23 protein-coding genes and 1 pseudogene are annotated in these 24254 nt (G+C 69.3%); 19 read left to right on the top strand and 5 right to left on the bottom strand.

All coding sequences use genetic code 11. The features are described 5' to 3' along the window. The 5 genes from DQP58_RS18350 to DQP58_RS18330 form a co-directional block, all read left to right on the top strand. The coding region (locus DQP58_RS18350; RefSeq protein WP_240629944.1) for an AAA family ATPase at window positions 1-1096 on the top strand (1096 nt) is incomplete at its 5' end. A 45-nt stretch (window positions 1097-1141) separates the two neighbouring features. Continuing rightward, the gene (ftsY, locus tag DQP58_RS18345; RefSeq protein ID WP_112709674.1) at window positions 1142-2479 is read left to right on the top strand and encodes a signal recognition particle-docking protein FtsY; all 1338 of its coding nucleotides are present in this window, start codon (window positions 1142-1144) and stop codon (window positions 2477-2479) included. A gap of 190 nt (window positions 2480-2669) precedes the next feature. Then, a complete protein-coding gene (locus tag DQP58_RS18340; RefSeq protein ID WP_112709677.1) occupies window positions 2670-4055 on the top strand; it encodes an ammonium transporter in 1386 nt (461 codons plus the stop codon). Then, window positions 4052-4390 (top strand): nitrogen regulatory protein P-II, encoded by a 339-nt coding sequence (glnB, locus tag DQP58_RS18335; protein WP_003878721.1) that lies wholly within the window; start codon window positions 4052-4054, stop codon window positions 4388-4390. The genes DQP58_RS18340 and glnB overlap by 4 nt, the downstream gene beginning before the upstream one ends. Before the next feature lie 45 nt (window positions 4391-4435). Further along, complete coding sequence (locus DQP58_RS18330) at window positions 4436-6913, top strand: [protein-PII] uridylyltransferase (protein WP_112709673.1); 2478 nt, start codon at window positions 4436-4438, stop codon at window positions 6911-6913. 11 nt (window positions 6914-6924) lie between these two features. On the opposite strand, the gene DQP58_RS18325 is transcribed toward DQP58_RS18330, so the two are convergent. After that, a complete protein-coding gene (locus tag DQP58_RS18325; RefSeq protein WP_112709672.1) occupies window positions 6925-8682 on the bottom strand; it encodes a DEAD/DEAH box helicase in 1758 nt (585 codons plus the stop codon). Window positions 8683-8784: 102 nt separating this feature from the next. Next, window positions 8785-9579 carry an alpha/beta hydrolase gene (locus tag DQP58_RS18320; protein WP_112709671.1) on the bottom strand — a complete coding sequence of 265 codons (795 nt, stop codon included), beginning with the start codon at window positions 9577-9579 and terminating at the stop codon, window positions 8785-8787. A 196-nt stretch (window positions 9580-9775) separates the two neighbouring features. On the opposite strand from DQP58_RS18320, the gene ffh reads away from it, so the two are divergent. From ffh to DQP58_RS18300, 4 genes are all read left to right on the top strand, one after another. Continuing rightward, on the top strand, window positions 9776-11341 hold the full coding sequence (ffh, locus tag DQP58_RS18315) for a signal recognition particle protein (protein WP_112709670.1): 1566 nt from the start codon (window positions 9776-9778) through the stop codon (window positions 11339-11341). 66 nt (window positions 11342-11407) lie between these two features. Beyond that, window positions 11408-12484 carry a metal-dependent hydrolase family protein gene (locus DQP58_RS18310; RefSeq protein ID WP_112709669.1) on the top strand — a complete coding sequence of 359 codons (1077 nt, stop codon included), beginning with the start codon at window positions 11408-11410 and terminating at the stop codon, window positions 12482-12484. A 162-nt stretch (window positions 12485-12646) separates the two neighbouring features. After that, entirely contained in the window at window positions 12647-14491 is a 1845-nt protein-coding gene (locus DQP58_RS18305; RefSeq protein ID WP_112709668.1) for an N-acyl-D-amino-acid deacylase family protein, read from the top strand. A gap of 1 nt (window position 14492) precedes the next feature. Continuing rightward, window positions 14493-15095 carry a TetR/AcrR family transcriptional regulator gene (locus DQP58_RS18300; protein ID WP_112709667.1) on the top strand — a complete coding sequence of 201 codons (603 nt, stop codon included), beginning with the start codon at window positions 14493-14495 and terminating at the stop codon, window positions 15093-15095. On the opposite strand, the gene DQP58_RS18295 is transcribed toward DQP58_RS18300, so the two are convergent. Continuing rightward, window positions 15092-15955, bottom strand: coding sequence for a D-alanyl-D-alanine carboxypeptidase family protein (locus DQP58_RS18295; protein WP_240629941.1), 864 nt, complete (start codon window positions 15953-15955; stop codon window positions 15092-15094). The two genes, DQP58_RS18300 and DQP58_RS18295, sit on opposite strands and share 4 nt — an antisense overlap. An 88-nt stretch (window positions 15956-16043) precedes the next feature. Here DQP58_RS18295 and DQP58_RS18290 point away from each other — a divergent pair, with 88 nt between their 5' ends. The 5 genes from DQP58_RS18290 to trmD all read left to right on the top strand — a co-directional run bounded on the left by DQP58_RS18290 (window position 16044) and on the right by trmD (window position 18722). Then, window positions 16044-16475, top strand: a complete 432-nt coding sequence (locus DQP58_RS18290; RefSeq protein WP_112709665.1) for a nuclear transport factor 2 family protein — start codon at window positions 16044-16046, stop codon at window positions 16473-16475. A gap of 181 nt (window positions 16476-16656) precedes the next feature. Next, entirely contained in the window at window positions 16657-17187 is a 531-nt protein-coding gene (gene rpsP, locus DQP58_RS18285) for a 30S ribosomal protein S16 (RefSeq protein WP_112709664.1), read from the top strand. 8 nt (window positions 17188-17195) lie between these two features. Continuing rightward, window positions 17196-17438 (top strand): RNA-binding protein, encoded by a 243-nt coding sequence (locus DQP58_RS18280; RefSeq protein WP_003878715.1) that lies wholly within the window; start codon window positions 17196-17198, stop codon window positions 17436-17438. Window positions 17439-17462: 24 nt separating this feature from the next. Continuing rightward, a complete protein-coding gene (gene rimM, locus DQP58_RS18275; protein WP_112709663.1) occupies window positions 17463-17990 on the top strand; it encodes a ribosome maturation factor RimM in 528 nt (175 codons plus the stop codon). A 9-nt stretch (window positions 17991-17999) separates the two neighbouring features. Next, window positions 18000-18722 (top strand): tRNA (guanosine(37)-N1)-methyltransferase TrmD, encoded by a 723-nt coding sequence (trmD, locus tag DQP58_RS18270; RefSeq protein WP_112709662.1) that lies wholly within the window; start codon window positions 18000-18002, stop codon window positions 18720-18722. Here trmD and DQP58_RS18265 read toward each other — a convergent pair. Then, window positions 18719-19708: a hypothetical protein gene (locus DQP58_RS18265; RefSeq protein ID WP_112709661.1), complete on the bottom strand. Its 990-nt coding sequence runs from the start codon at window positions 19706-19708 to the stop codon at window positions 18719-18721. The genes trmD and DQP58_RS18265 overlap by 4 nt on opposite strands. Window positions 19709-20051: 343 nt before the next feature. Here DQP58_RS18265 and rplS point away from each other — a divergent pair, with 343 nt between their 5' ends. The 4 genes and pseudogenes from rplS (at window position 20052) to DQP58_RS18245 (ending at window position 22523) form a co-directional block, all read left to right on the top strand. Then, a complete protein-coding gene (gene rplS, locus DQP58_RS18260) occupies window positions 20052-20393 on the top strand; it encodes a 50S ribosomal protein L19 (protein ID WP_064877853.1) in 342 nt (113 codons plus the stop codon). Window positions 20394-20495: 102 nt separating this feature from the next. After that, window positions 20496-21404 carry a signal peptidase I gene (gene lepB / locus DQP58_RS18255; RefSeq protein ID WP_112709660.1) on the top strand — a complete coding sequence of 303 codons (909 nt, stop codon included), beginning with the start codon at window positions 20496-20498 and terminating at the stop codon, window positions 21402-21404. 2 nt (window positions 21405-21406) lie between these two features. After that, window positions 21407-22154, top strand: a pseudogene (locus DQP58_RS18250) (ribonuclease HII); the annotation flags it as partial. A gap of 63 nt (window positions 22155-22217) precedes the next feature. Beyond that, a complete protein-coding gene (locus DQP58_RS18245; protein WP_003875077.1) occupies window positions 22218-22523 on the top strand; it encodes a DUF2469 domain-containing protein in 306 nt (101 codons plus the stop codon). A gap of 3 nt (window positions 22524-22526) precedes the next feature. On the opposite strand, the gene DQP58_RS18240 is transcribed toward DQP58_RS18245, so the two are convergent. Then, on the bottom strand, window positions 22527-23297 hold the full coding sequence (locus tag DQP58_RS18240) for a GAF and ANTAR domain-containing protein (protein WP_112709676.1): 771 nt from the start codon (window positions 23295-23297) through the stop codon (window positions 22527-22529). Between the two features lie 257 nt (window positions 23298-23554). Between DQP58_RS18240 and DQP58_RS18235 the strand changes: the two genes are divergently transcribed. Next, a partial coding sequence (locus DQP58_RS18235) for an NAD-dependent epimerase/dehydratase family protein (protein ID WP_112709675.1) occupies window positions 23555-24254 on the top strand: 700 nt, incomplete at its 3' end.

Genomic DNA, 24254 nt, shown 5'->3' with positions numbered 1-24254 from the left:
GTTGCGTGCCGCCGCGGTGGCGGCGGCGGTGGCCGACTCCGGGCGGCTGCTGGCGCAGCGGTTGACCGGGGTCGTCGACGCCGCGTCCGAGATCCGCGACGCGCTGGCCACCGAGCGCCAGCAGCGTGCGACCGCGATGGCCGCGGTGCGCGACGAGGTGAACGCGCTGAGCGCCCGGGTGGCCGCCCTGACCGACTCGCTGCACCGCGACGAGGTGGCCAACGCCCAGGCGGCGATGCGGATCGAGCAGCTCGAGCAGATGGTGCTCGAGCAGTTCGGCATGGCGCCGGCCGACCTGATCGCCGAGTACGGGCCGGACAACCTGCTGCCGCCGACCGATCTGGAGATGGCCGAATACGAGCAGGCCAAGGAGCGCGGTGAGCAGGTCTTCGCGCCCGCGCCGATCCCCTACGACCGGGCCACCCAGGAACGCCGCGCCAAGCGGGCCGAGCGTGAGCTGGCCGAACTGGGCCGGGTCAACCCGCTGGCGCTGGAGGAGTTCGCCGCGCTCGAGGAGCGATACAACTTCCTGTCCACCCAGCTCGAGGACGTCAAGGCCGCCCGCAAGGACCTGCTCGGGGTGGTCGACGAGGTCGACGCCCGCATCCTGCAGGTGTTCAGCGAGGCGTACGCCGACGTCGAACGCGAGTTCACCGAGGTCTTCACGGTGTTGTTCCCCGGCGGCGAGGGCCGGCTGCGGCTGACCGACCCCAACGACATGCTCACCACCGGCATCGAGGTCGAGGCCCGGCCGCCGGGCAAGAAGGTCACCCGGCTCTCGCTGCTGTCCGGCGGGGAGAAGGCGCTGACGGCGGTGGCCATGCTGGTGGCGATCTTCCGGGCCCGCCCGTCGCCGTTCTACATCATGGACGAGGTGGAGGCCGCCCTCGACGACACCAACCTGCGGCGGCTGATCTCGCTGTTCGAGCTGCTGCGGGCGCGCTCTCAGCTGATCATCATCACGCACCAGAAGCCGACGATGGAGGTCGCGGACGCGCTCTACGGCGTGACCATGCAGGGCGACGGCATCACCGCCGTCATCTCCCAGCGGATGCGCGGCCAGCAGGTGGACCAGCTGGTCGGCGCGGTCGAGTAAGGCCCGGTGACCGACGGGCACCGGGCCACTTGAAACAATGTCAGCGTGTCCCAAGGTCTTTGGATCGCCATCGCGGTCGTCGCTGCCCTGGTCGTCATCGTCGCGCTGGTGGCGGGCCTGCTGCGGTACCGCCGGCGCCGGATCAGCTTCTCCACCCGCACCGAGCCCGGCGCGATCGACCGCTCCGGCGGCTACACCGCGTCATCGGGCATCACCTTCAGCCAGACCACGAAGGCCGATCGGCTCGACACCACCGGTCTGCCCTCGGTAGGTGACGACGCGGCCGTTCCCCGCGACGCGCCGCGGCGCACCATCTCCGAGGTCGAACTCCCCGAACCCGTCCCCGAAGCTCCGGCCCCGCCACCAGCAACCGTCGAAGCCCCGTCACCAGCAACCGTCGAAGCCCCGGCCCCCGAGCCCGCGGCCCCCGAGGCCCCGGCAGCCCCGGCGCTCGAGGAGATCGCGCCCACCGAGGGCCGGCTGGAGCGGCTGCGCGGCCGGCTGGCCCGGTCCCAGAACGCGCTGGGGCGCAGCATGCTGGGCCTGATCGGCGGCGGCGACCTGGACGAGGACGCCTGGCAGGACGTCGAGGACACGCTGCTGATCGCCGACCTGGGCCCGGTGGTCGCCGAATCCGTGATCTCCCAGCTGCGCACCCGGCTGGCCAGCAGCGACGTGCGCACCGAGGCCGACGCCAAGGCCGTGCTGCGTGACGTGCTGATCAAGGAGCTGCAGCCCGGCATGGACCGGTCGATCAGGGCGCTGCCGCACGCCGACCATCCCTCGGTGCTGCTGATCGTCGGCGTCAACGGCACCGGGAAAACCACCACCGTCGGCAAGTTGGCCCGGGTGCTGGTCGCCGACGGGCGACGGGTCGTGCTGGGCGCCGCCGACACCTTCCGCGCCGCGGCGGCCGATCAGCTGCAGACCTGGGCATCGCGGGTCGGGGCGGAGGTGGTCCGCGGGGCCGAGGGCGCCGACCCGGCCTCGGTGGCCTTCGACGCCGTCGACAAGGGCATCGCCGCGGGCGCGGACGTGGTGCTCATCGACACGGCGGGACGGCTGCACACCAAGGTCGGGCTGATGGACGAGCTCGACAAAGTTAAGCGGGTCGTAACACGGCGGGCCGCGGTGGACGAGGTGTTGCTGGTGCTCGACGCCACCATCGGGCAGAACGGCCTGGCCCAGGCGCGGGTGTTCGCCGAGGTGGTCGAGATCACCGGCGCGGTGCTGACCAAGCTGGACGGAACGGCCAAGGGCGGCATCGTCTTTCGAGTTCAACAGGAACTCGGTGTGCCGGTCAAACTGGTCGGGCTGGGGGAGGGTCCCGACGATCTGGCGCCGTTCGAACCGGCGGCTTTCGTCGACGCGCTGCTCGGCTGAAACCCCTTACACGGCGAGCGGGACGTTAATCCCACCGAAACACGGCCGCACCATCGCCGAAACAACGATTGCGCAATCTTCTGGTCAGGTCATCAGACGTGTGTCTGGCGGCCAATCGTGGGCCGACCGGAGGAGATTGCGAGTGACATACCCGATACTGGGCCAGCCCAATACCGGCGATACCGCCTGGATGTTGGCCAGTTCCGCGCTGGTGCTGTTGATGACGCCGGGTCTGGCGTTCTTCTACGGCGGTATGGTGCGCGCCCGAAGCGTGCTGAACATGCTCATGATGAGCATCAGCGCGATGGGCGTGGTCACCGTGCTGTGGGTGCTCTACGGCTATTCGATCGCGTTCGGTGATGATGCCGGCGGCGTCGTAGGGAAGCCGACCTCGTTCTGGGGCCTCAAGGGCCTCATCGGTGTCAACGCGGTGGCCGCCGATCCGAGCAAAGGTGTTGCGGCAACCGACATTCCGCTGGCGGGCACCCTACCCGCCACGGTGTTCGTGGCCTTCCAGCTGATGTTCGCGATCATCACCGTCGCCCTGATCTCCGGCGCGGTGTCCGACCGGCTGAAGTTCGGCGCCTGGTTGGTGTTCGCCGGTCTGTGGGCGACGTTCGTCTACTTCCCGGTCGCCCATTGGGTTTTCGCGTTCGACGGCTTCGCCTCCGAGAAGGGTGGCTGGATCGCCAACAAGCTGCACGCGATCGACTTCGCCGGCGGGACGGCGGTCCACATCAACTCCGGTGTGGCGGGCCTGATGCTGGCGATCGTGCTGGGCAAGCGTCGCGGTTGGCCCACCACGCTGTTCCGGCCGCACAACCTGCCGTTCGTGATGCTTGGCGCCGGGTTGCTGTGGTTCGGTTGGTACGGGTTCAACGCCGGATCGGCCACCACCTCCAACGGTGTCGCCGGGTCGACCTTCATGACGACGACGGTCGCGACGGCCACCGCGATGCTGGGCTGGATGCTCACCGAACGCATCCGCGACGGCAAGGCGACGACGCTGGGTGCGGCGTCGGGCATCGTCGCGGGCCTGGTCGCCATCACGCCGTCCTGCTCGTCGGTCAACGTCCTGGGCGCCCTGGTGGTCGGCCTGGTCGCCGGCGTGTTGTGCGCGCTGGCCGTCGGCCTGAAATTCAAGCTGGGCTTCGACGACTCGCTCGACGTGGTCGGGGTGCACCTGATCGGCGGTCTGGCCGGCACGCTGCTGGTGGGGCTGCTCGCGGCACCGGAGTCCCCGGCCATCAACGGCGTCACCGGCGTATCCAAGGGATTGTTCTACGGCGGCGGCTGGGCTCAGCTCGAGCGGCAAGCAGTCGGCGCGTTCAGTGTTCTCATCTACTCTGGGGTGGTTACGCTGATCCTGGCGTTGATCCTGAAGTACACCATCGGGCTTCGTCTCAACCCAGAGGCGGAAGCCACGGGCATCGACGAGGCCGAGCACGCCGAGAGTGGTTACGATTTCGCCGTGGCTACCGGTTCGGTTCTGCCGCCCCGGGTCCCTGTGGTGGATACCCGCAACGGCCTGGAGGAGGAGCGAGTGGGCGACAAAGTGGAGGCAGAGCAGTCATGAAGCTGATCACCGCGATCGTGAAGCCGTTCACGCTCGATGACGTGAAGACCAGTCTGGAGGACGCGGGTGTCCTGGGCATGACGGTCAGCGAAATCCAGGGCTACGGACGGCAGAAGGGTCACACCGAGGTCTACCGGGGCGCCGAATACTCGGTCGACTTCGTACCCAAGGTGCGCATCGAGGTCGTCGTCGACGACTCCATCGTCGACAAGGTCGTGGACAGCATCGTCCGGGCCGCGCGCACCGGCAAGATCGGTGACGGCAAAGTGTGGGTGAGCCCCGTGGAAACCATTGTGCGGGTGCGCACCGGCGAGCGCGGAACCGATGCGCTATGACGCCCGCTGTCAATTGCTGATTCGACCCGGGCGGGCCGGGAGGGCATGACCCCGAACGACCCCGACTCGTCCGGGCACCCAGCCGGGACAGAAAGCGCCTGCGCGGCAGTCGATCTGGCTGCCGCGCGGCGCCAACTGTTGTCTGAGGGCAGCAAGCTGCACGCCGCCGAACTGCGGCACGCCTGGCTGGATCTGCACGAATCGTGGTTGATGGCCAAGGCGGCCGAGATCGGGATTGCCGACGACAGCGGCTTCGCGATCGTCGGGATCGGCGGATTGGGCCGCCACGAGTTGTTGCCGTATTCCGATCTCGACCTGATGCTGTTGCACGACAACTTCTCCGACGACGTGCTGGGCAAGGTCGCCGACAAATTGTGGTATCCGCTGTGGGACGCCAACGTTCGGCTCGACCACAGCGTGCGGACCGTCTCCGGGGCCCTCGGTGTCGCCAACGCCGACATGATCGCCGCGCTGGGCATGCTCGACGCCCGCCACATCGCCGGGGACACGCGACTGTCCGACGAACTGATCGCCGGCGCACGACGGCAGTGGCGCAGCGCAATTCGCTCCCGGATGAGCGAGCTCGTCGAGATGACGCAGGCCCGCTGGGAACGGTGTGGTCGGCTCGCGCAGCGGGCCGAGCCGGACCTGAAATCGGGCCGCGGCGGACTTCGTGACGTGCAACTGCTCGACGCGCTGGGCGTGGCGCAATTGATCGACCGCCACGGCATGGCCCGTCCGGAGTCGCCCGGGGGCTCCCTCGACGACGCCCACCTGACGCTGCTCGACGTGCGCACCGAGTTGCACCGGGTCTCGGGACGCGGACGCGATCAGCTGCAGGCCCAATACGCCGACGAGATCAGCGCCGCCCTGCACATCGGTGATCGATTCGACTTGGCGCGCAAGCTATCCGACGCCGGGCGCACCATCGCCTACCACGCCGAGACGGGCATCCGGACCGCGGAGAACGCGCTGCCGCGCCGCGGGGTGACGGCCCTGGTGCGGCGGCCCAAGCGCCGCCCGCTGGACGAGGGCGTCGTCGAATACGCCGGGGAGATCGTGCTGGCCCGCGACGCACGCCCGGATACCGACGTGGGTTTGGTGTTGCGGGTGGCGGCGGCCGCGGCCGACACCGGGCTCCCGATCGGCGCCGCCACGCTGAGCCGCCTGGCCGCCAGCGCGCCGGAGATGCCGGTGCCCTGGCCGCGAGAGGCGTTGGACGACTTGCTGGTTGTGCTATCGGCCGGGCCGACCACGGTGGCGACGATCGAGGCCCTGGACCGCACCGGGCTGTGGGGGCGGCTGCTGCCGGAATGGGACGCCATCCGCGACCTGCCGCCCCGCGACGTCGCGCACAAATGGACGGTGGACCGCCACGTCATCGAGACTGCCGTCAACGCCGCACCGCTGTCCACCCGGGTGGCGCGACCCGACCTGCTTGCGCTCGGCGCGCTGCTGCACGACATCGGCAAGGGCCGCGGCGTCGACCACAGCGTGCTCGGGGCGGGCCTGGCGCTCGAGATCGGACCGAGGCTGGGCATGGCACCGGTCGAGGTTGATCTGCTCGCCCAATTGGTGCGCCACCACCTGCTGCTGCCGGTGGTGGCCACCCGCAGCGACCTCAACGACCCCAAAACCATTGAGCGCGTGGTGAAAGCGCTCAGCGGTGACGCGCTGTTGCTCGAGGTCCTACACGCCCTGACCGAGGCGGACTCGAAGGCCACCGGTCCGGGGGTGTGGAGCGACTGGAAGGCGTCGCTGATCGAGGACCTGGTGCGGCGCTGCCGGCTGGTGATGGCCGGCGAGCCGCTTCCCAAGGTCGAACCCGCTGCGCCGCAATACCTTTCGCTCGCCGCCGATCGCGGCGTCCACGTGGAGATCAAGCCCGGCGGCGGTGAACGCCCGGACGTGGTGATGGCCGCGCCGGATCAGCGGGGGCTGGTGTCGAAAGCCGCCGCCGTGCTGGCGCTGAACTCGCTGCGCATCCACTCGGCCTCGGCCAGCACCCACGAGGGATTCGCGATCGTCGAATTCGTGGTGTCGCCGCTGTTCGGTTCGCCGCCGGAAGCGGGCCTGCTGCGCCAGCAGTTCAGTGGCGCGCTCGCGGGCGACGTCGATGTGCTGGGCAGTTTGGAAAAGCGTGACAGCGACGCCGTCAGCGCGGCGACCAGCCGGGCCGGCGAGGTCCAGGTCGGGGTGCCCGTCACGCGGTCGAGCGCCCCGCCGCGCATCCTGTGGATCGACTCGGCCTCACCCGATCAGCTGATCGTCGAAGTCCGCGCGATGGACCGCCTCGGGCTGCTCGCGCTGCTGACCCGCGCGCTGGAGCGCGCGGGCACCGACATCGTGTGGGCGAAGGTCAACACCTTCGGGTCGACGGCGGCCGACGTCTTCTGTGTGACGGTGTCGGAACGGGCGGCCGGCGACGCCGAGCACGGCGCGCGCGACGCGGTCGAGCAGGGTCTGCTGGAGGTGTTGGGCGGCCCCGCCGTCGAGGTGCTCGAGGAGCCCGTCGGCGACTAGCTAGCCGCCCACTAATGCTCGGCATTGAGCCGGCGCACGGCGTCGATGCGCGCCCGCAGCTGTTCGCGGCTCGCCGCGGCGATCGGGGGACCCCCGCAGCGGCGCCGCAGTTCGTTGTGAATCCAGCCGTGCGGCTTGCCCGTCCGGTGGTGGGCGATCGAGACGAGGGTGTTGAGCTCGCGGCGCAGCTCCCGGAGCTGGCCGTGCACAGTGGCCGGGGCTTCGACGGCCGCCGGCGATCCGGCCTCCTTCTGCAGGCGGGCCCGCTTCTGCAGCTGTTCGTCCTGACGCTGGTGCAGCAGCGCCCTCATCTGCTCGGCGTCAAGTAGCCCGGGGATGCCGAGGTAGTCGGCCTCCTCGTCGCTGCCGGCCGGCGCGGCGGTGCCGAACGATGATCCGTCGAAGATCAGCTGATCGAGCTCCGCGTCGGCGCCCAACGAGATGAACCCCTTGTCCAGATCGGACTTCTCGTCCTGCGTCTTGGTGGCAGGGTCGCCGTCGAGCGGGTCGCCCTCGGACGGGCGGTGCGGCTCGCCGAGCACATGATTACGCTGGGCCTCCAGCTCGCTGGCCAGCTGCAGCAGGTTGGGCACCGAGGGCACGAAGATGCTGGCGATTTCGCCCGGGCGGCGCGACCGGACGAACCGGCCGATGGCCTGGGCGAAGAACAGCGGCGTCGAGGCGCTGGTGGCATAGATCCCGACCGACAGCCGCGGCACGTCGACGCCCTCGGAGACCATGCGCACCGCGACGAGCCAGCGGCTGGTGCTCGCGGCGAATTCGCTGATGCGCGCCGACGAGCCCGGGTCGTCGGAGAGCACCAGCGTCGGCGCCTCGCCGGTCAGCTTGGCCAGCAGGGCGGCGTAGGCACGCGCGGCGGTCTGATCCGAGGCGATGATCATGCCGCCGGCGTCGGGCACGTGTGTGCGCAGCTGGCGCAACCGCAGATCCGCGGCGGCGATCACCGCGGGCATCCATTCACCGGCGGGGTCCAGCGCCGTGCGCCACGCGCGCGCGGTCTGCTCGGCGGACAGCGGCTCGCCCAGCCGGGCCGCGTGCTCCTCGCCGGCGCTGTCGCGCCACCGCGCCTCCCCGGAGTAGGCGAGGAACACCACCGGCCGGACCACACCGTCGGCCAGGGCGTCGGTGTAGCCGTAGGTGTGATCGGCCTGCGACCGCCGTATCCCGTCGGGCCCGGCCTCGTAGGTGACGAACGGGATGGGGCTGTCGTCGCTACGAAACGGCGTCCCCGTCAGGGCGAGCCGGCGGGTGGCGTCGCCGAAGGCCTCCCGGATGGCGTCGCCCCACGTCTTGGCGTCGCCGCCGTGGTGGATCTCGTCGAAGATGACCAGGGTCCGGCGCTGCTCGGTGCGCACCCGGTGCAGCGTCGGGTGCGCGGCGACCTGGGCGTAGGTGACCATCACGCCGTGAAACTCCGGCGCGATCCGCGGGTTGCTGTTGGAGAACTTCGGATCCAGGGCGATGCCGTAGCGCTGCGCGGCCTGCGCCCACTGGATCTTCAGATGCTCGGTGGGCACCACCACGGTGACGTGCTCGACGGCGCGCTGCCCGAGCAGTTCGGCCGCCACCCGCAGGGCGAACGTCGTCTTGCCCGAGCCCGGGGTGGCCACCGCCAGGAAGTCGCGTGGCCGGCCGGCGAGGTACTTCACCAGCGCCCTGCGCTGCCAGCCACGCAGCACCCCGGTGCCGCTGGCGTCGCTGGGATCGTCGTCGGCCCGCGCCTGGATGCTGCTGAGCGGCACCGACACAGGCCCCCCGTTTCGTTGCTCGTCGATGTGGCCAACTCGATTGAGTAGCGGCTGTGAAATCTAGCACGCCAACGCTTTTCGGCGCAGTAACGACTCGACTGGCTATCGTGTCGGGCTCATCGTTTCGCGGGTCTGCAGCCACTCGTGGATGCGTGCGGCAACGTCGGCCCAGCCCGGCTCCAGCATCATGTTGTGGCCCATGGAAAAGAATTCCGGCTCGGTCCCATAGGCGCGCGCCGTGTTGCGCACCTCGCGGACGCTGACGAACCCGTCGTACTCGGCGCCCAGCACCAGAATCGGCGTTTTCACCCGCTTGGTTCTGACGCGGCGGACGATCGGGTCGGTCATGGCGGCGCGGACGCTCTCGGCGCCGGCGCGTTGCCGGCAGGCCTCGACGACGTCTTCGGGCGTGTCGGGACAGAACAGGTACTCGCGGGCCAGCGCCGGGGTGGCGAGGAATTTCAGCAGCGTGGGATCGCTCCACGATTCCATCGTCATCGACGGCCGGCGGCGCCACACCCGCAGCGCCAGCGTCAGCACGCCCTGCGGCGGCACCGAACCCACCAGCACCGCGGCCGGGGCGTTTCGGTCTTCGAGGTAGCGCTGCACCACGAACCCGCCGAGCGAATGGCCGATCAGGATCGGCGCGCCGCCCAGGTCGTCGGCCACCGAACGGACGTCGTCGATGTAGTCGGCGATGGACACCTTCGGCAACGGCTTCGGGGTGGGGCTGGCGCCGTGCCCGCGCAGGCTCATGGCGACCGCGCGGTAGCCGGCGTCGGCGAAGTAGTCCAGGAAGTGTTCCCAGCACCAGGCGCCATGCCAGCCGCCGTGCACGAAGAGCAGCGGCACCGGATGCGCCTCGCTGCAGGACCCTTTGCCGATCACCTCGAGCACTCGACCATTCAAACCCGCTCGCCGTCCCCGCGAGACTGAAACTACGAACATCATTCCCGGCGTGTCGTGTGCACAGTTTCAGTGTCGCGGTCGGCGGGCGGTGGCGCGTCCACCCCACCGGGCTCACTCGGTCCGATGAGTGGTGACCCGCTGCGCCCCGCGGCGCGGGGCTGGCGATCACCACTAGGCTGGCGGGGTGTTTGAATCGCTGTCCGACCGATTGACCGGTGCCCTCGCGGGTCTGCGCGGCAAGGGTCGATTGACCGACGCCGATATCGAGGCGACCACCCGCGAGATTCGGCTGGCGCTGCTGGAAGCCGACGTGTCGTTGCCCGTGGTACGCGCGTTCGTGACCCGGATCAAGGATCGCGCCAAGGGCGCGGAGGTCTCCGGTGCGCTCAACCCGGCGCAGCAGGTCGTCAAGATCGTCAACGAAGAACTCATCGGCATCCTGGGCGGACAGACCCGGCAGCTGGCGTTCGCCAAGACGCCGCCGACCGTGGTGATGCTCGCCGGTCTGCAGGGTTCCGGTAAGACCTCGCTGGCCGGCAAGCTGGCCGCCTGGCTGCGCGGGCAGGGGCACACCCCGCTGCTGGTCGCGTGCGACCTGCAGCGCCCGGCAGCCGTCAACCAGCTGCAGGTCGTCGGTGAGCGCGCCGGGGTACCGGTGTTCGCGCCGCATCCCGGCGAGTCGCCCGGCTCCGGGCCCGGCGACCCGGTCGCGGTCGCGGCCGCGGGGCTCGCCGAGGCGCGGGCCAAGCACCACGACGTCGTCATCGTCGACACGGCCGGCCGGCTGGGTATCGACGACGAGCTGATGGCGCAGGCCGCGGCGATCCGCGACGCCATCAATCCCGACGAAGTGCTGTTCGTCCTGGACGCGATGATCGGTCAGGACGCCGTCATCACCGCCGAGGCGTTCCGCGAGGGCGTCGGCTTCACCGGGGTGGTGCTGACCAAGCTCGACGGTGACGCCCGCGGTGGTGCCGCGCTCTCGGTGCGTGAGGTGACCGGCGTCCCAATCCTTTTCGCCTCCACCGGCGAGAAGCTGGAGGACTTCGACGTCTTCCATCCCGACCGGATGTCGAGCCGCATCCTGGGCATGGGCGACGTGCTGAGCCTGATCGAGCAGGCCGAGCAGGTCTTCGACGCCGAACAGGCCGAGGCCGCCGCCGTCAAGATCGGCAGCGGCGAGCTCACGCTCGAGGACTTCCTGGAACAGATGCTGGCCATCCGCAAGATGGGCCCGATCGGCAACCTGCTGGGCATGCTGCCCGGCGCCGGGCAGATGAAGGACGCGCTGGCCCAGGTCGACGACCGCCAGCTCGACCGCCTGCAGGCCATCATCCGCGGCATGACCCCGGCCGAGCGCGCCGATCCGAAGATCATCAACGCGTCGCGCCGGCTGCGCATCGCCAACGGGTCGGGCGTCACGGTGTCCGAGGTCAACCAGCTGGTGGATCGCTTCTTCGAGGCCCGCAAGATGATGTCGTCCATGCTCGGCGGCATGGGCATCCCCGGTATCGGCCGCAAGTCGGCCACGCGAAAGTCCAAGGGGGCCAAGGGCAAGGCGGGCAAGAAGGGCAAGAAGGGTGGACGCGGTCCGACGCCGCCGAAGGCGCGCAACCCGCTGGCCGCCGGGATGCCGGGCATGCCGGCCGGATTTCCCGACCTGTCGCAGATGCCCGAAGGCCTCAACGAGCTGCCGCCCGGTCTGGCCGACTTCGATCTGTCCAAGCTGAAGTTCCCGGGCAAGTCGTGACGATCGCGAGCGCGGCGGCGCCGGGCGAAGCGGGTCGTCACGGTCGGGAGTAGCCGCCCGGTGCGCATGCACGTGCGGGGCGTGGGCCTGCCCGACGAGACCGCCATCGACCTGTGGATCGTCGACGGCCGCATCAGCACCGAGCCCGTCGCCGGGGCCGACACCGTCTTTGACGGCGGCTGGATCGTGCCCGGGCTGGTTGACGCCCACTGCCACGTCGGCCTCGGGGACCACGGCGAGATCCCGCTGGACGACGCGATCGCCCAGGCCGAGATCGAACGCGATGTCGGCGCGCTGCTGCTGCGGGACTGCGGTTCGCCCACCGACACCCGCAGCCTCGACGACCGCGAGGACCTGCCCCGCATCATCCGCGCCGGGAAGCATCTGGCCAGGCCGAAGCGGTACGCGGCGGGCTTTTCGCGCGAGCTGGAAGACGAATGGCAACTGCCCGCGGCGGTGGCGCAGGAGGCCAAGCGCGGCGACGGGTGGATCAAGCTGGTCGGCGACTGGATCGACCGCAGCGTCGGCGACCTGGCCCCGCTGTGGTCCGACGACGTGCTCAAGGCCGCCATCGACACCGCGCACGCCCATGGCGCCCGCGTCACCGCGCACGTTTTCAGTGAGGACGCGCTGCCCGGGCTGATCAACGCCGGCATCGACTGCATCGAGCACGGCACCGGCCTGACCGACGAGACGATCGAGCTGATGGTCTCCCACGGCACCGTGCTGGTCCCGACGCTGGTCAACATCGTGGAGAACTTCCCCGGGATCGCCGAGGCCGCCGCGAAGTATCCGGCGTATGCCGCGCACATGCGCGACCTACACGCCCGCGGCCTGTCCCGGATCGCCGCGGCCCGCGAGGCGGGCGTGCCGATCTACGCCGGGAGCGACGCGGGCACCATGGTGGCGCCGGGGCGGATCGCCGACGAGGTCGAGGCGCTCAAGAGCATCGGGATGAGCCCGACCGAGGCGCTGGGCGCCGCGTGCTGGGACGCGCGTCGCTGGCTCGACCGGCCTGGCCTCGACCACGGCGCCTCGGCCGACCTGCTGTGTTACGCGCAAGACCCGCGGTCGGGTCCCGCCGTGCTGAAGAGTCCCGATCTGATCATGTTGCGCGGCAAGATTTTCCGCTCACCCGCCTAGCCGCGCGCCGCGCGGGCTTTCCCATGACGGCCGGGCACCCCGGCCGCCGCGCCGAGCGCACCGCGGTTGCGCCCTCGGCGCCGCGCGGTGACGCACACTGGGCCAACGGCTCCGGTCGATCCTGCAGTTTCGCTGAGAAAAGATTGCGAGTGCTTGCTATCTATGTTAGCGTTCCGGCCATCGACGACGGAGGAACCCATGGCGTACGACGTGATCATTCGCGACGGATTGTGGTTCGACGGCACCGGCAGCGCGCCGCTGACCCGCACGCTCGGCATCCGCGACGGCGTGGTGGCCACGATCGGCACCGAGCCGCTGGATGAGACCGGTTGCCCCGAGGTGATCGACGCGGCCGGCAAATGGGTGCTGCCCGGCTTCCTCGACGTGCACACCCATTACGACGCCGAGGTGCTGCTGGACCCCGGGCTGCGCGAGTCGGTGCGCCACGGCGTCACCACCGTGCTGCTGGGCAACTGCTCGTTGTCGACGGTCTACGCCGATTCCCAGGACGCCGCCGACCTGTTCAGCAGGGTGGAGGCGGTGCCGCGCGAATACGTGTTCGGCGCATTGGATTCCCACCGCACCTGGTCGACGGCCGCGGAGTACATCAAGGCGATCGACGCCCTGCCGCTGGGGCCCAATGTCGGTTCGCTGCTTGGGCATTCGGATCTGCGGACCGCGGTGCTCGGACTGGATCGGGCGACCGACACCGCGGTGCGGCCCACCGAGGCCGAGCTGGAGAAGATGGCCGATCTGCTGGGCGAGGCGCTCGACGCCGGTGTGCTGGGCATGTCCGGGATGGACGCGCCCATCGACAAACTCGACGGTGAACGCTTCCGCTCGCGCGCCCTGCCGTCCACGTTCGCGACGTGGCGGGAGCGCCGCAGGCTGATCAGGGTGCTGCGCAAGCGCGGCCGAATCCTGCAGAGCGCCCCCAACGTGGCGAAGCCGTCAACCGGAATGCTCTTCTTTCTGGCCAGCAGCCGGATATTGAACTGGGGCAAGGGCGTTCGGATGAGCATGCTGGTGTCCGCCGACGCCAAGTCGATGCCGCTGTCGGTCTACGTCTTCGGCCCCGGGACTCGTCTGCTGAACAAGCTGCTGGGCTCTCATGTGAAATTCCAGCACCTGCCGGTGCCGTTCGAGTTGTACTCCGACGGCATCGACCTGCCGGTCTTCGAGGAGTTCGGCGCCGGAACGGCCGCCCTGCACCTGCGGGACCAGTTGGAGCGCAACGAATTGCTGGCGGATAAGGAATACCGCCGCAAATTCCGGCGCGAGTTCGACCGCGTCAAGCTCGGACCGTCGCTGTGGCACCGCGACTTCCACGACGCCGTCATCGTCGAATGTCCGGATGAGTCGCTGGTCGGCAAGAGCTTTGGCGAGATCGCCGACGAGCGCAGGCTGCACCCGCTCGACGCGTTTTTGGACGTGCTCGTCGAAAACGGTGAACGCAACGTCCGCTGGACCACCGTCGTCGCCAACCATCGGCCCAAGCTGCTGGACGCGCTGGCCACCGAAGGCAGTGTGCACATGGGCTTTTCGGACGCCGGGGCGCACCTGCGCAACATGGCCTTCTACAACTTCGGGCTGCGGATGCTCAAGCGCACCCGGGACGCCTACCGGGCCGGCGCGCCCTTCATGTCGATCGAGCACGCGGTGCACCGGCTCACCGGTGAACTGGGCGAGTGGTTCGGCGTCGACGCCGGCACGCTGCGCCAGGGCGACCGCGCGGATTTCGTGGTGATCGACCCGGCCGGGCTCGACGAGTCCGTCGACGGCTACCACGAGGAGGCGGTGCCGTTCTACGGCGGCCTGCGGCGCATGGTCAACCGCAACGACGACGCCGTAATCGCCACCGGGGTGGGCGGCGTGGTCGTCTTCGGCGGCAGCCACTCCAAGGGCGAATTCCGGGACGGCTACGGCAAATCCGTGCGGTCGGGCCGCTACCTGCGGGCGGGGGAGCGCGCGCGTCGGGAACGCGGCGCGCTGAGCGTCACCGCCTGACATGGCCAGGACCCAGCAGCAGCGCCGCGAGGAAACCGTCGGGCGGCTCATCGACGCGTGCATCGCCACCATCATCGAGGTCGGCTACGCGCGCGCGTCCGCCGCGGTGATCACCAAGCGGGCCGGGGTGTCGGTGGGCGCGCTGTTCCGGCACTTCGACACCATGGGCGATTTCATGGCCGCGACGGCGTCCGAGGTGTTGCGCCGCCTTATGGAGCGGGGTACCAAGCAGGTCGCCGCGATACCGCCCGAGGAACCGTCGCTGGAGGCGGGCCTGACGATTCTGCGGGACATCACCCACAGTCCCGGGAATGCGGTGCTCTACGAACTGCTGGTCGCCGCGCGTACCGACGCGAAGCTCAAGGCCACCCTGCAGCAGGAACTCGGGCAGTATGCCGAGAAGATCATCGATGCTGCGCGGGCACTACCGGGGGCAGAGCGGTTCCCGGAGGACAAATTCCCGGTGATCGTGGGACTGCTGACAAACATCTTCGACGGCGCCGCGCTGGTGCAGAGCATCATCCCGCAGGCGGAACTCGACGAACAGCGGATTCCGGTGCTGACGGCGTTGCTGAGAGCGGCTCTACAGGATCCCGCCTTCTAGAGCGAGCCGATGCCCGACTGCGGGCTTTGCGCGAATCCCCAGTCGAACAATGTCGCCGCCTGATCCCAATACGTCGGTCCGCCCTCTTTGATCAGCCCGTACATCATCGCGATCACCAGCCGGCGGCCCCCGCGGGCGGCGGCCCCGACGAAGGTCTTGCGGGCGGCGTTGGTGAAGCCGGTCTTGCCGCCGATCGCGCCGGGGTAGCGCTGCAACAGCTCGTCCTGGTTGGTGATCAGGTGATCGCCGTTATCGCCGGGGAACATCGCCGACGGCTCGGCGGTGATCTGCGCGAACACCGGGTTGGCCATCGCGGCGCGGAAGATGACCGCCAGGTCGTGCGCCGTCGACGCGCCCGAACCCCCGGGCCCGTCGAGCCCGGACGGTGTCGCCGCGCGCGTGTTGGTGGCGCCCAGGGAGGCCGCCTTGGCGTTCATCTTGGCGACCGTGACGTCGGGCCCGCCCAGCATGTGCGCGAGGGTGTTGGCGGCGTCGTTGCCCGAGACCAGCAGCAGGCCGTCCAGCAGTTGGCGCGCGGTGTAGGTGCGGCCCGGCTTGATGCCGACGCAGTTGCATTCCACCTGGGTGTCGGCGACGTCGGCGACCACGGTCGAGTCCAGGCTCACCGAATCCAGGACCACCTGGGCCAACAGCGTCTTGATGGTGCTCGCCGGCGGGTGGGCCACGTTCTGGTCGCGGCCGGCCAGCACCTGCCCGCTGTCCAGGTCGGCGACGATCCAGGTTTGCGCGGGCCCGTCGGGAATGGGCGGCGAGCCCGCCGGTTGGCTGCTGTCGGCCCACGCGGTGGACATCGCGACGCTGGCGGTGCAGGTTCCGAGCGCGAGGACGGCTGCGGCCATCCTGGACCTCAGGGCCGGGAGCGTGCGCATGGCCGCAAAGTCTAACTTCCGCCCCTGTCCGGGGCGGGTCTTCAGTACTGTCCGAAGCATGTTGAGCCTGGAAGAGATCTCGGATCGGCTCGAGATCCAGCAGTTGCTGGTGGATTACTCCACCGCCATCGACAACCGCCGATTCGACGACCTGGACAACGTGTTCACGCCCGACGCCTACATCGACTACACGGCGCTCGGCGGCATCGAGGGTCGGTACCCGGAGGTGAAGAAGTGGCTGGCCGAGGTGCTGCCCAACTTCCCGGTGTACGCACATATGCTCGGCAACTTCTCGGTCCGGATCGAGGGGGACACGGCCTCGTCGCGGGTGATCTGCTTCAACCCCATGGTGCTTGGTGGCACCAAGGACGGCGAAGAGGAAAGAGCGCTGTTCTGCGGGCTCTGGTACGACGACGAGTTCGTGCGCACGCCCGACGGCTGGCGCATGACCCGGCGGGCGGAGACGAAGGTCTTCCAGAAGGTGATGTGAGGCGCGGGTGCGCGATTTCTGATCACCGCCCCTGGTCTGGCACAATGGGCGGCTGTCCGCCGAGCGATCACCGATTTTTTTCGGGCCCGGCCGGTCAGCACACGCGAGGCAAAACCGGATCCGGGCATCGGGCCCCGATCGCCGAATTGCAGCGTGACACACACAGGAGAATCGCTTAACCATGGCTGTGAAGATCAAGCTCACCCGGCTTGGCAAGATCCGCAATCCCCAGTACCGCATCGCCGTCGCCGACGCCCGCACCCGGCGCGACGGCCGCTCCATCGAGGTCATCGGCCGCTACCACCCCAAGGAAGACCCGAGCCTCATCGAGATCAACTCCGAGCGCGCCCAGTACTGGCTGTCCGTTGGCGCCCAGCCCACCGAGCCCGTGCTCAAGCTGCTGAAGATCACCGGCGACTGGCAGAAGTTCAAGGGCCTGCCCGGCGCCGAGGGCCGCTTGAAGGTCGCCCCGGCCAAGCCCAGCAAGCTCGAACTGTTCAACGCCGCCCTGGCGGAGGCCGACGGCGGCCCGACCACCGAGGCCGCGAAGCCGAAGAAGAAGGCCCCCGCCAAGAAGGCGGCGAAGGGCACCGAGGAGCCTGCCGAAGCCGCCGAGCCGCAGGCCGCGGCCGAAGCCCCGGCGGAGACCGCCGCGCAGGCCGAGGCGCCCGCCGAGGGCGGCGAGCAGGCCGAGTCGACCACCGAAAGCTGACCGCGGCGATGAGTACGGTTGTCGTTGACGCTGTTGAGCACCTGGTTCGCGGGATCGTCGACAACCCCGACGACGTCCGGGTGGACATGGTGACCAGCCGCCGGGGGCGGACGGTCGAGGTCCACGTCCACCCCGACGATTTGGGCAAGGTGATCGGCCGCGGGGGTCGCACCGCGACCGCATTGCGCACGCTGGTCGCCGGGATCGGCGGTCGCGGCATCCGCGTCGACGTGGTGGACACCGACCAGTAGCGGGGCGCGGCTCATGGAACTCCCTTGGAGTTGACCGTCGGGCGCGTGGTGAAAGCCCACGGCATCAGCGGCGAGCTGGTGGTGGAAATCCGCACCGACGATCCCGCCGCCCGGTTCTCGCCGGGTAACACGTTGCGCGCCAAGCTCTCTCGCGGGGGTGCGGAGCGCAGCTGTGTCATCGAGAGTGCGCGCGAGCACGGCGGTCGGCTGTTGGTGCGGCTGGCCGGGGTCACCGACCGCGACGCCGCCGATGCGCTGCGCGGCACCCTGTTCGTGGTCGACTCCGAGGACCTGCCCGACATCGACGAGGCGGACACCTACTACGACCATCAACTCGAAGGCCTGCGCGTGCGCACCACCGCCGGCGAGCAGGTGGGGGTCGTCGCCGAGGTATTGCACACCGCGGCCGGTGAACTGCTGGCCGTGCGGCGCGAGTCCGGCGACCAGGAGCGGGAAGTGTTGGTGCCGTTCGTGTCCGCGATCGTCACCGCGGTGTCGCTGGACGACGGCACCGTCGAGATCGATCCGCCCGAAGGCCTGCTGGACCTGTAGGCCTTCGATATGAGAATCGACGTCGTCACGATCTTCCCGGCCTATCTGGATCCGCTGCGGCAATCGTTGCCGGGCAAGGCGATCCGGTCCGGCCTGGTCGATCTGCGGGTGCATGACCTGCGGCGCTGGACGCATGACGTGCACCGCTCGGTCGACGATGCCCCCTACGGCGGCGGCCCGGGAATGGTGATGAAGGCGCCGGTGTGGGGCGAGGCACTCGACGAAATCGCCTCCGAGGAAACACTTTTGGTTGTTCCCACGCCGGCCGGTCGGCTGTTCACGCAGGCGACGGCCGCGCGCTTCAGCGCCGAGGCCCACCTGGTGTTCGCCTGCGGTCGCTACGAGGGCATCGACCAGCGGGTCATCGACGACGCCGCGCGGCGCATGCGGGTCGAAGAGGTCTCGATCGGCGACTACGTGCTGCCCGGCGGCGAGTCGGCGGCGGTGGTGATGATCGAGGCCGTGCTGCGCCTGCTCGACGGGGTCCTCGGCAATCCCGCGTCGCACCGCGAGGATTCGCACTCGCCGGCTCTGGACCGGCGCCTGGAGGGACCCAGCTACACGCGGCCACCGAGCTGGCGCGGGCTGGACGTCCCCGAGGTGCTGCTGTCGGGTGACCACGCGCGGGTCGCCGCCTGGCGCCGCGAGATCTCACTGCAGCGCACCCGCGAACGCCGGCCGGAACTGCTAGAGCCCGAATTGTCAGAGCCCGACGAGGACTCGGCTCGTTAAAGCCCGTGCCGGGGCGTCTCGATGCGGCCCTCGGGAAATATCGTCTTGACCGCCCGGGTGATGGTGTCGCGGGCGGTGGCGTCGTCGGCGGGCTGCAGGGATTGCACCACCATGATGTAGCGGCGGTCGGCCCCGATAACGCCGGTCGACAAATGCATCCAGTCGCTGCCGATGCAGCACATCCAGCCCTGCTTGACCGCGACCGGCTCGGCGTACAGGCCGTCCGGGATGCCGAATCGCTGCGGGTAGCCGTCCAGCCCGGTGGGGGTGGACTGGGCCAGGTCGTTGACGATGATCTTCGCGTCATCGGCCGGCAGCCCACCGGAGCCGTCCAGCAGCATCTCGTAGTAGCGGATCAGGTCGGTCACCGAGCTCATGGTGTTCCACCAGCGCCCGTCGCTGGGCGGGGTGGTGGAGGCCAGGCCGTAGCGGGCGGCCACCTCGGTGATGATGGCGGCCCCGCCGCCCTGCCCCCAGAACCTCTCGGCCGCGCCGTCGTCGGAGGACTGCAGCATGATGTCCAGCGCCTGGCGGTCGTCGGCGCTGAGCGGCGTCTTGCCCTCGGATTCGTGCAGCAGCAGATCGTCGGCGATGAACAGCTTCGCCACCGACGCGGTGCCGATGATCTGGCTGTTGCCGTTGGCGATCAGCTGGTGGGTGGTGCGGTCGAGGATGGCCACCGACAGGGCGGCGCCGCTGCCGGCGGCCTCGTCGGCGGCCTGCTGGATGCGGGCCTGCAGCTGGGAGAATCCGGGGTTCGGCAGCGCCTGCGGCGGCTGGGACGGGGCGGCCGCCTCCAGCCGCACGGTGGCGGACTGCGGGGGAGCCGATGGGGGAGCTGAGGTGGGGGGCGCGGAGATGGCCCGAACGGGCGCGGCGACCGGCAGGGTGTACACCTTCGCCTGGACGAGCGCCTCGGAGCCGGCGGCAACCACCAACGTCACCGCCGCGGTGGCGGTGACCAGCGTCAGCGGACGTACCCGCATTCGTCTCCTCCGGCGTGACTGCGACACAGTGCAAGGGCGGGACCCGTCGCGCCACCTGCACCGGCCATCACGCCCCGGTGCGGGTAGCGCGTTCTGACCCCAGTCATATGTACCATTTACCAGCGCGTTTGGCGCGTCACGAACCGCCGACTTGCTGTGATTTTCGCGGCACGCGCCCCGTCTGGCACAATTGACCAGTTGTCTCCAGCGGTTGCAGGCCGGTTGAGCCGTTTTCCGCCTGCTGCGAGATGCGCCAGAAAGCTCGAAACCATCGGCTTGGCGACCGCCCCACACCTGCGTGTGGGTAGCTGCCGCCGGCCGCGACCTCAAGGAAGTGTCTCGCATGAACCGGCTGGACTTCGTCGATCAGGCGTCGCTGCGCGACGATATCCCGGTTTTCGGCCCGGGCGACACCATCAACGTGCACGTGAAGGTCATCGAGGGCGCCAAGGAGCGTATCCAGGTGTTCAAGGGCGTGGTGATCCGCCGCCAGGGCGGCGGCATCCGTGAGACCTTCACCGTGCGCAAGGAAAGCTATGGCGTCGGCGTCGAGCGGACTTTCCCGGTGCACTCGCCCAACATCGACCACATCCAGGTGGTGACCCGTGGTGACGTCCGCCGCGCGAAGCTGTACTACCTGCGTGAACTGCGGGGCAAGAAGGCCAAGATCAAGGAGAAGCGCTGAGCCGGGACGCCTTGGCGGCGCTGATGATTCGTCCTTCGGCCTCCCGGTGCGGATCGCTTGCCGGTTTACCGGGCCACAACGTGGGCTGGCTACGCTGATCTCGTGACCGATACCGCGGATTCATCGAAGCCCGAGCCCCCCGCCGGCGAGTCAGATCCGAAGGTCTCCACCCACAACCTTCAGATGCGCCCCGACGACGCCGCCGCGACGACGGCCGAGTCCGTCCCCGAGCCTTCGCCGGTGACAGAGACGCCCGAGGCGGCCGATCCGGCGGAACCCAAGCGTTCGACGTTGCGCGAATTCGCGATCCTGGCGGTGATCGCCGTCGTCCTCTACTACGTCATGTTGACCTTCGTGGCGCGGCCCTACCTGATCCCGTCGGAATCCATGGAGCCCACGCTGCACGGGTGTACCGGCTGCGTCGGCGACCGGATCATGGTCGACAAGGTCAGCTACCGCTTCACCGCGCCGCGCCCCGGCGACGTGATCGTCTTCAAGGGCCCGCCGCCGTGGAACCTCGGCTACAAGTCGATCCGGTCCAACAACACCGTGCTGCGCTGGGTGCAGAACGCCCTGTCCTTCGTCGGTTTCGTGCCGCCGGACGAAAACGACCTGGTCAAGCGCGTCATCGCGGTTGGCGGGCAGACGGTGCAATGCCGGGCCGACACCGGGCTGACGGTCGACGGCAAGCCGCTCAAGGAGCCGTACCTGGATCGGAACACCATGGCCGCCGACCCGTCGGTCTACCCGTGCCTGGGCAGCGAGTTCGGGCCGGTCGCCGTCCCGGCGGGACGGCTGTGGGTAATGGGCGACAACCGGACGCACTCGGCGGACTCGCGCGCCCACTGCACCAGCGTGCCGGCCGAAGCCCTCAAGGGGGTGTTGTGCACCGGCGACCCCACCTCGGGAACCGTGCCGGTGTCCAACGTGATCGGGAAAGCCAGGTTCATCGTGTGGCCGCCGTCGCGGTGGGGTGGCGTCGGATCGGTGAACCCGCAGCAGAGCAAGTAACCATGGCCACGACGTGGCCGCCGCGGACGGTGATCCGTAAGTCGTCGGGGTTACGCACCCTGGAATCGGCGCTGTACCGCAGCGGGTTGGGCCCGGTGGCCGGCGTCGACGAGGTTGGCCGCGGCGCCTGCGCCGGACCGCTGGTGGTGGCGGCCTGCGTGCTCGGGCCGGGACGAATGGAAAGCCTTGCTGCCCTTGATGATTCGAAGAAGCTCACCGAGGCTGCCCGGGAAAAGCTGTTCCCGTTGATTCGCCGCTATGCGCTGGCCTACCACGTGGTGTTCATCCCGCCCGCGGAGGTGGACCGGCGCGGCGTGCACGTCGCCAACATCGAGGGGATGCGCCGTGCCGTCGCCGGGCTGTCGGTGCGGCCCGGCTACGTGCTGAGCGACGGCTTCCGGGTGCCCGGCCTGGCCGTCCCGTCGCTGCCGGTCATCGGCGGCGATGCCGTCGCGGCATGTATCGCCGCGGCCAGCGTGCTGGCGAAGGTCAGCCGGGACCGGTTGATGGTGGCCATGGAGGCCGACCATCCCGGCTACGGTTTCGCCCTGCACAAGGGCTACAGCACGCCGGCGCACAGCGCCGCGCTGGCGCAGCTGGGCCCGTGTCCCGAGCATCGTTATTCGTTCATCAATGTGCGGCGGGTGGCCAACGGCTCGGGCGGCCGGGTGGTGGCCGAATGCAAACCGGACCCACCGCTGCAGCGCGACGGATCTCGGTGAGGAAAGATGGGAACAGGATTCCCACCCCGGCGAACGGCCGCTAGCGCGGGGATGTCCGGGAAACTGTCTTCGGAGAAGGACGTCTGAGCAGATGAGTGCAGAAGATCTCGAAAAGTATGAAACCGAGATGGAGCTCTCGCTGTACCGCGAATACAAGGACATCGTCGGCCAGTTCAGCTACGTCGTGGAGACCGAACGGCGCTTCTACCTGGCCAACAGCGTGGAGATGACGCCCCGCAACGCCGACGGCGAGGTCTACTTCGAGCTGCGCCTGTCCGACGCCTGGGTGTGGGACATGTACCGGCCGGCGCGGTTCGTCAAGCAGGTGCGGGTGGTCACCTTCAAAGACGTCAACATCGAAGAGGTCGAAAAACCCGAGCTGCGGCTTCCCGAATAGCCGTTACGTATTCGGCGGAAGCTCGCCCCCGCCGGGCGAGCGCAGCTGGCCGCGCGCCTCGATGACCTCCCGTGCGACATCGGCCAGCTTGATGTTCAGCGCCTGGGAGTGGCGCCGCAGCAGATCGAACGCCTCGTCCTCGCTCATCTCGTGCAACATCATCAACATGCCGACGGCCTTGCCGATCTCGCGGTTGCTGAGCAGTCCGCGGCGCAGGCTGGCGGCGTCCTCGCCCTTGTTGACGGCGTTGATGGCGACGCTGGCGAACGCGGCCAGCACCGCCGCCCGGCCGGCGGATTCGGCGTCGAACATGTTTGGGGTGTCGCTGAACAGGTTCAGCGCGGCCCCCTTGCGTTTGTCAACCAGGAGGCGGAATCCCATCGCCCCGCGCACCGGTGTCTCGGCCACCAGCACTTTCGCAAGTCGCGGCCATAGCGACGGGGTCGTCAGATCGGGGTCGATCTGCGGCGTCTCCTCCTCGATGGCGTCGATGCAGGGGCCGTCGCCGGCTCGCCGTTCGATGTCGTCGATGTGCTTGGCGAGCTGGTCGCTGGCCCCGACGGTGACGTACTTGTCGTTGTCGCGCACCAGCAGGCTGGCGTGGTCGCAGCCACGGACCGTCAGGGTGGCGGCGATGCAGATGGCCGCATACATCTGGTTGGCGTCGGAGCCCTGGTAGATGATCTCGGCGAGGGCGGCGAAAACCGTCGCCGGGTCGGCCTTCTCTCCGCCCGTCACGGGTGCGTCCGCGCCGGTCTTCGATTGGTCCGCCATGTCATGCCTCATTCCTGCGGTGTCGGCGGCGTTATCCGCGGTCGATCGCCGTAGATTATCCGCCGCCGGTACCAGCCTTACACGCTGTTTCGTCCGGTTGCGCCGATCTGGGGGTCTGGCCGGTCACCGCTGACCGCCAAACACGCTGACAATGCGGCGGACTCGCACCTCCAAAGGCCACGGATCGCCAGACGTTGGAAAGATGGTACTAACGCGCGCGGGGTTTCGGCTGGCCGCAGGAGGGAAGGACGTTCTGAATGGGAGTGACCGTCGCGGTGACCGGACCAACCGGGGAGATCGGTATCTCCGCGGTGACGGCGCTGGAACGCGAGCCCGCCGTCGACGCGATCATCGGGATGGCCCGCCGGCCGTTCGACCCGTCGTCGCGCGGCTGGCTGAAAACCACCTATCAGCAGGGCGACATCCTGGACCGTGGGGCCGTCGACGCCCTGGTCGCGCGGGCCGACGTGGTGATCCACCTGGCCTTCATCATCATGGGGTCGCGCGACGAGAGCGCCCGGGTGAACCTGCAAGGCACCCGCAATCTGTTCGAGGCGACGGTGGCCGCCGAGCGGCCGCGGCGCCTGGTGTACACCTCGTCGGTGGCGGCGTACGGCTACCACTCCGACAATCCCGTCCCGCTGACCGAGGACGTCGCCCCCCGCGGGTCCGCCGAGCACTACTACTCCGAGCAGAAGGCGGCCTGCGAGGCGCTGCTGGCCGACATCACCAAGGACTCCTCGCTCGAGGTGTTCGTGTTGCGGCCCTGCGTCGTCGCGGGCCCCAAGGCCACCGCGCTGGCCGACGCCATGCCGTGGAACCAGCTGCCCGGCCCGGTGCGGGCGGTGGTCAAGGCCGTCCCGGTGCTCAAGCCCGTGGTGCCCGACCCGGGCTACCCCCTGCAGCTGGTCCACCACGACGACGTGGCGACGGCGATCGCGCTGGCGGCCACCGCCC

It is taken from the genome of Mycobacterium colombiense (assembly GCF_003284975.1).
Classification (GTDB): domain Bacteria; phylum Actinomycetota; class Actinomycetes; order Mycobacteriales; family Mycobacteriaceae; genus Mycobacterium; species Mycobacterium europaeum_A.
This window is presented reverse-complemented; position numbering and strand designations above follow the sequence as displayed.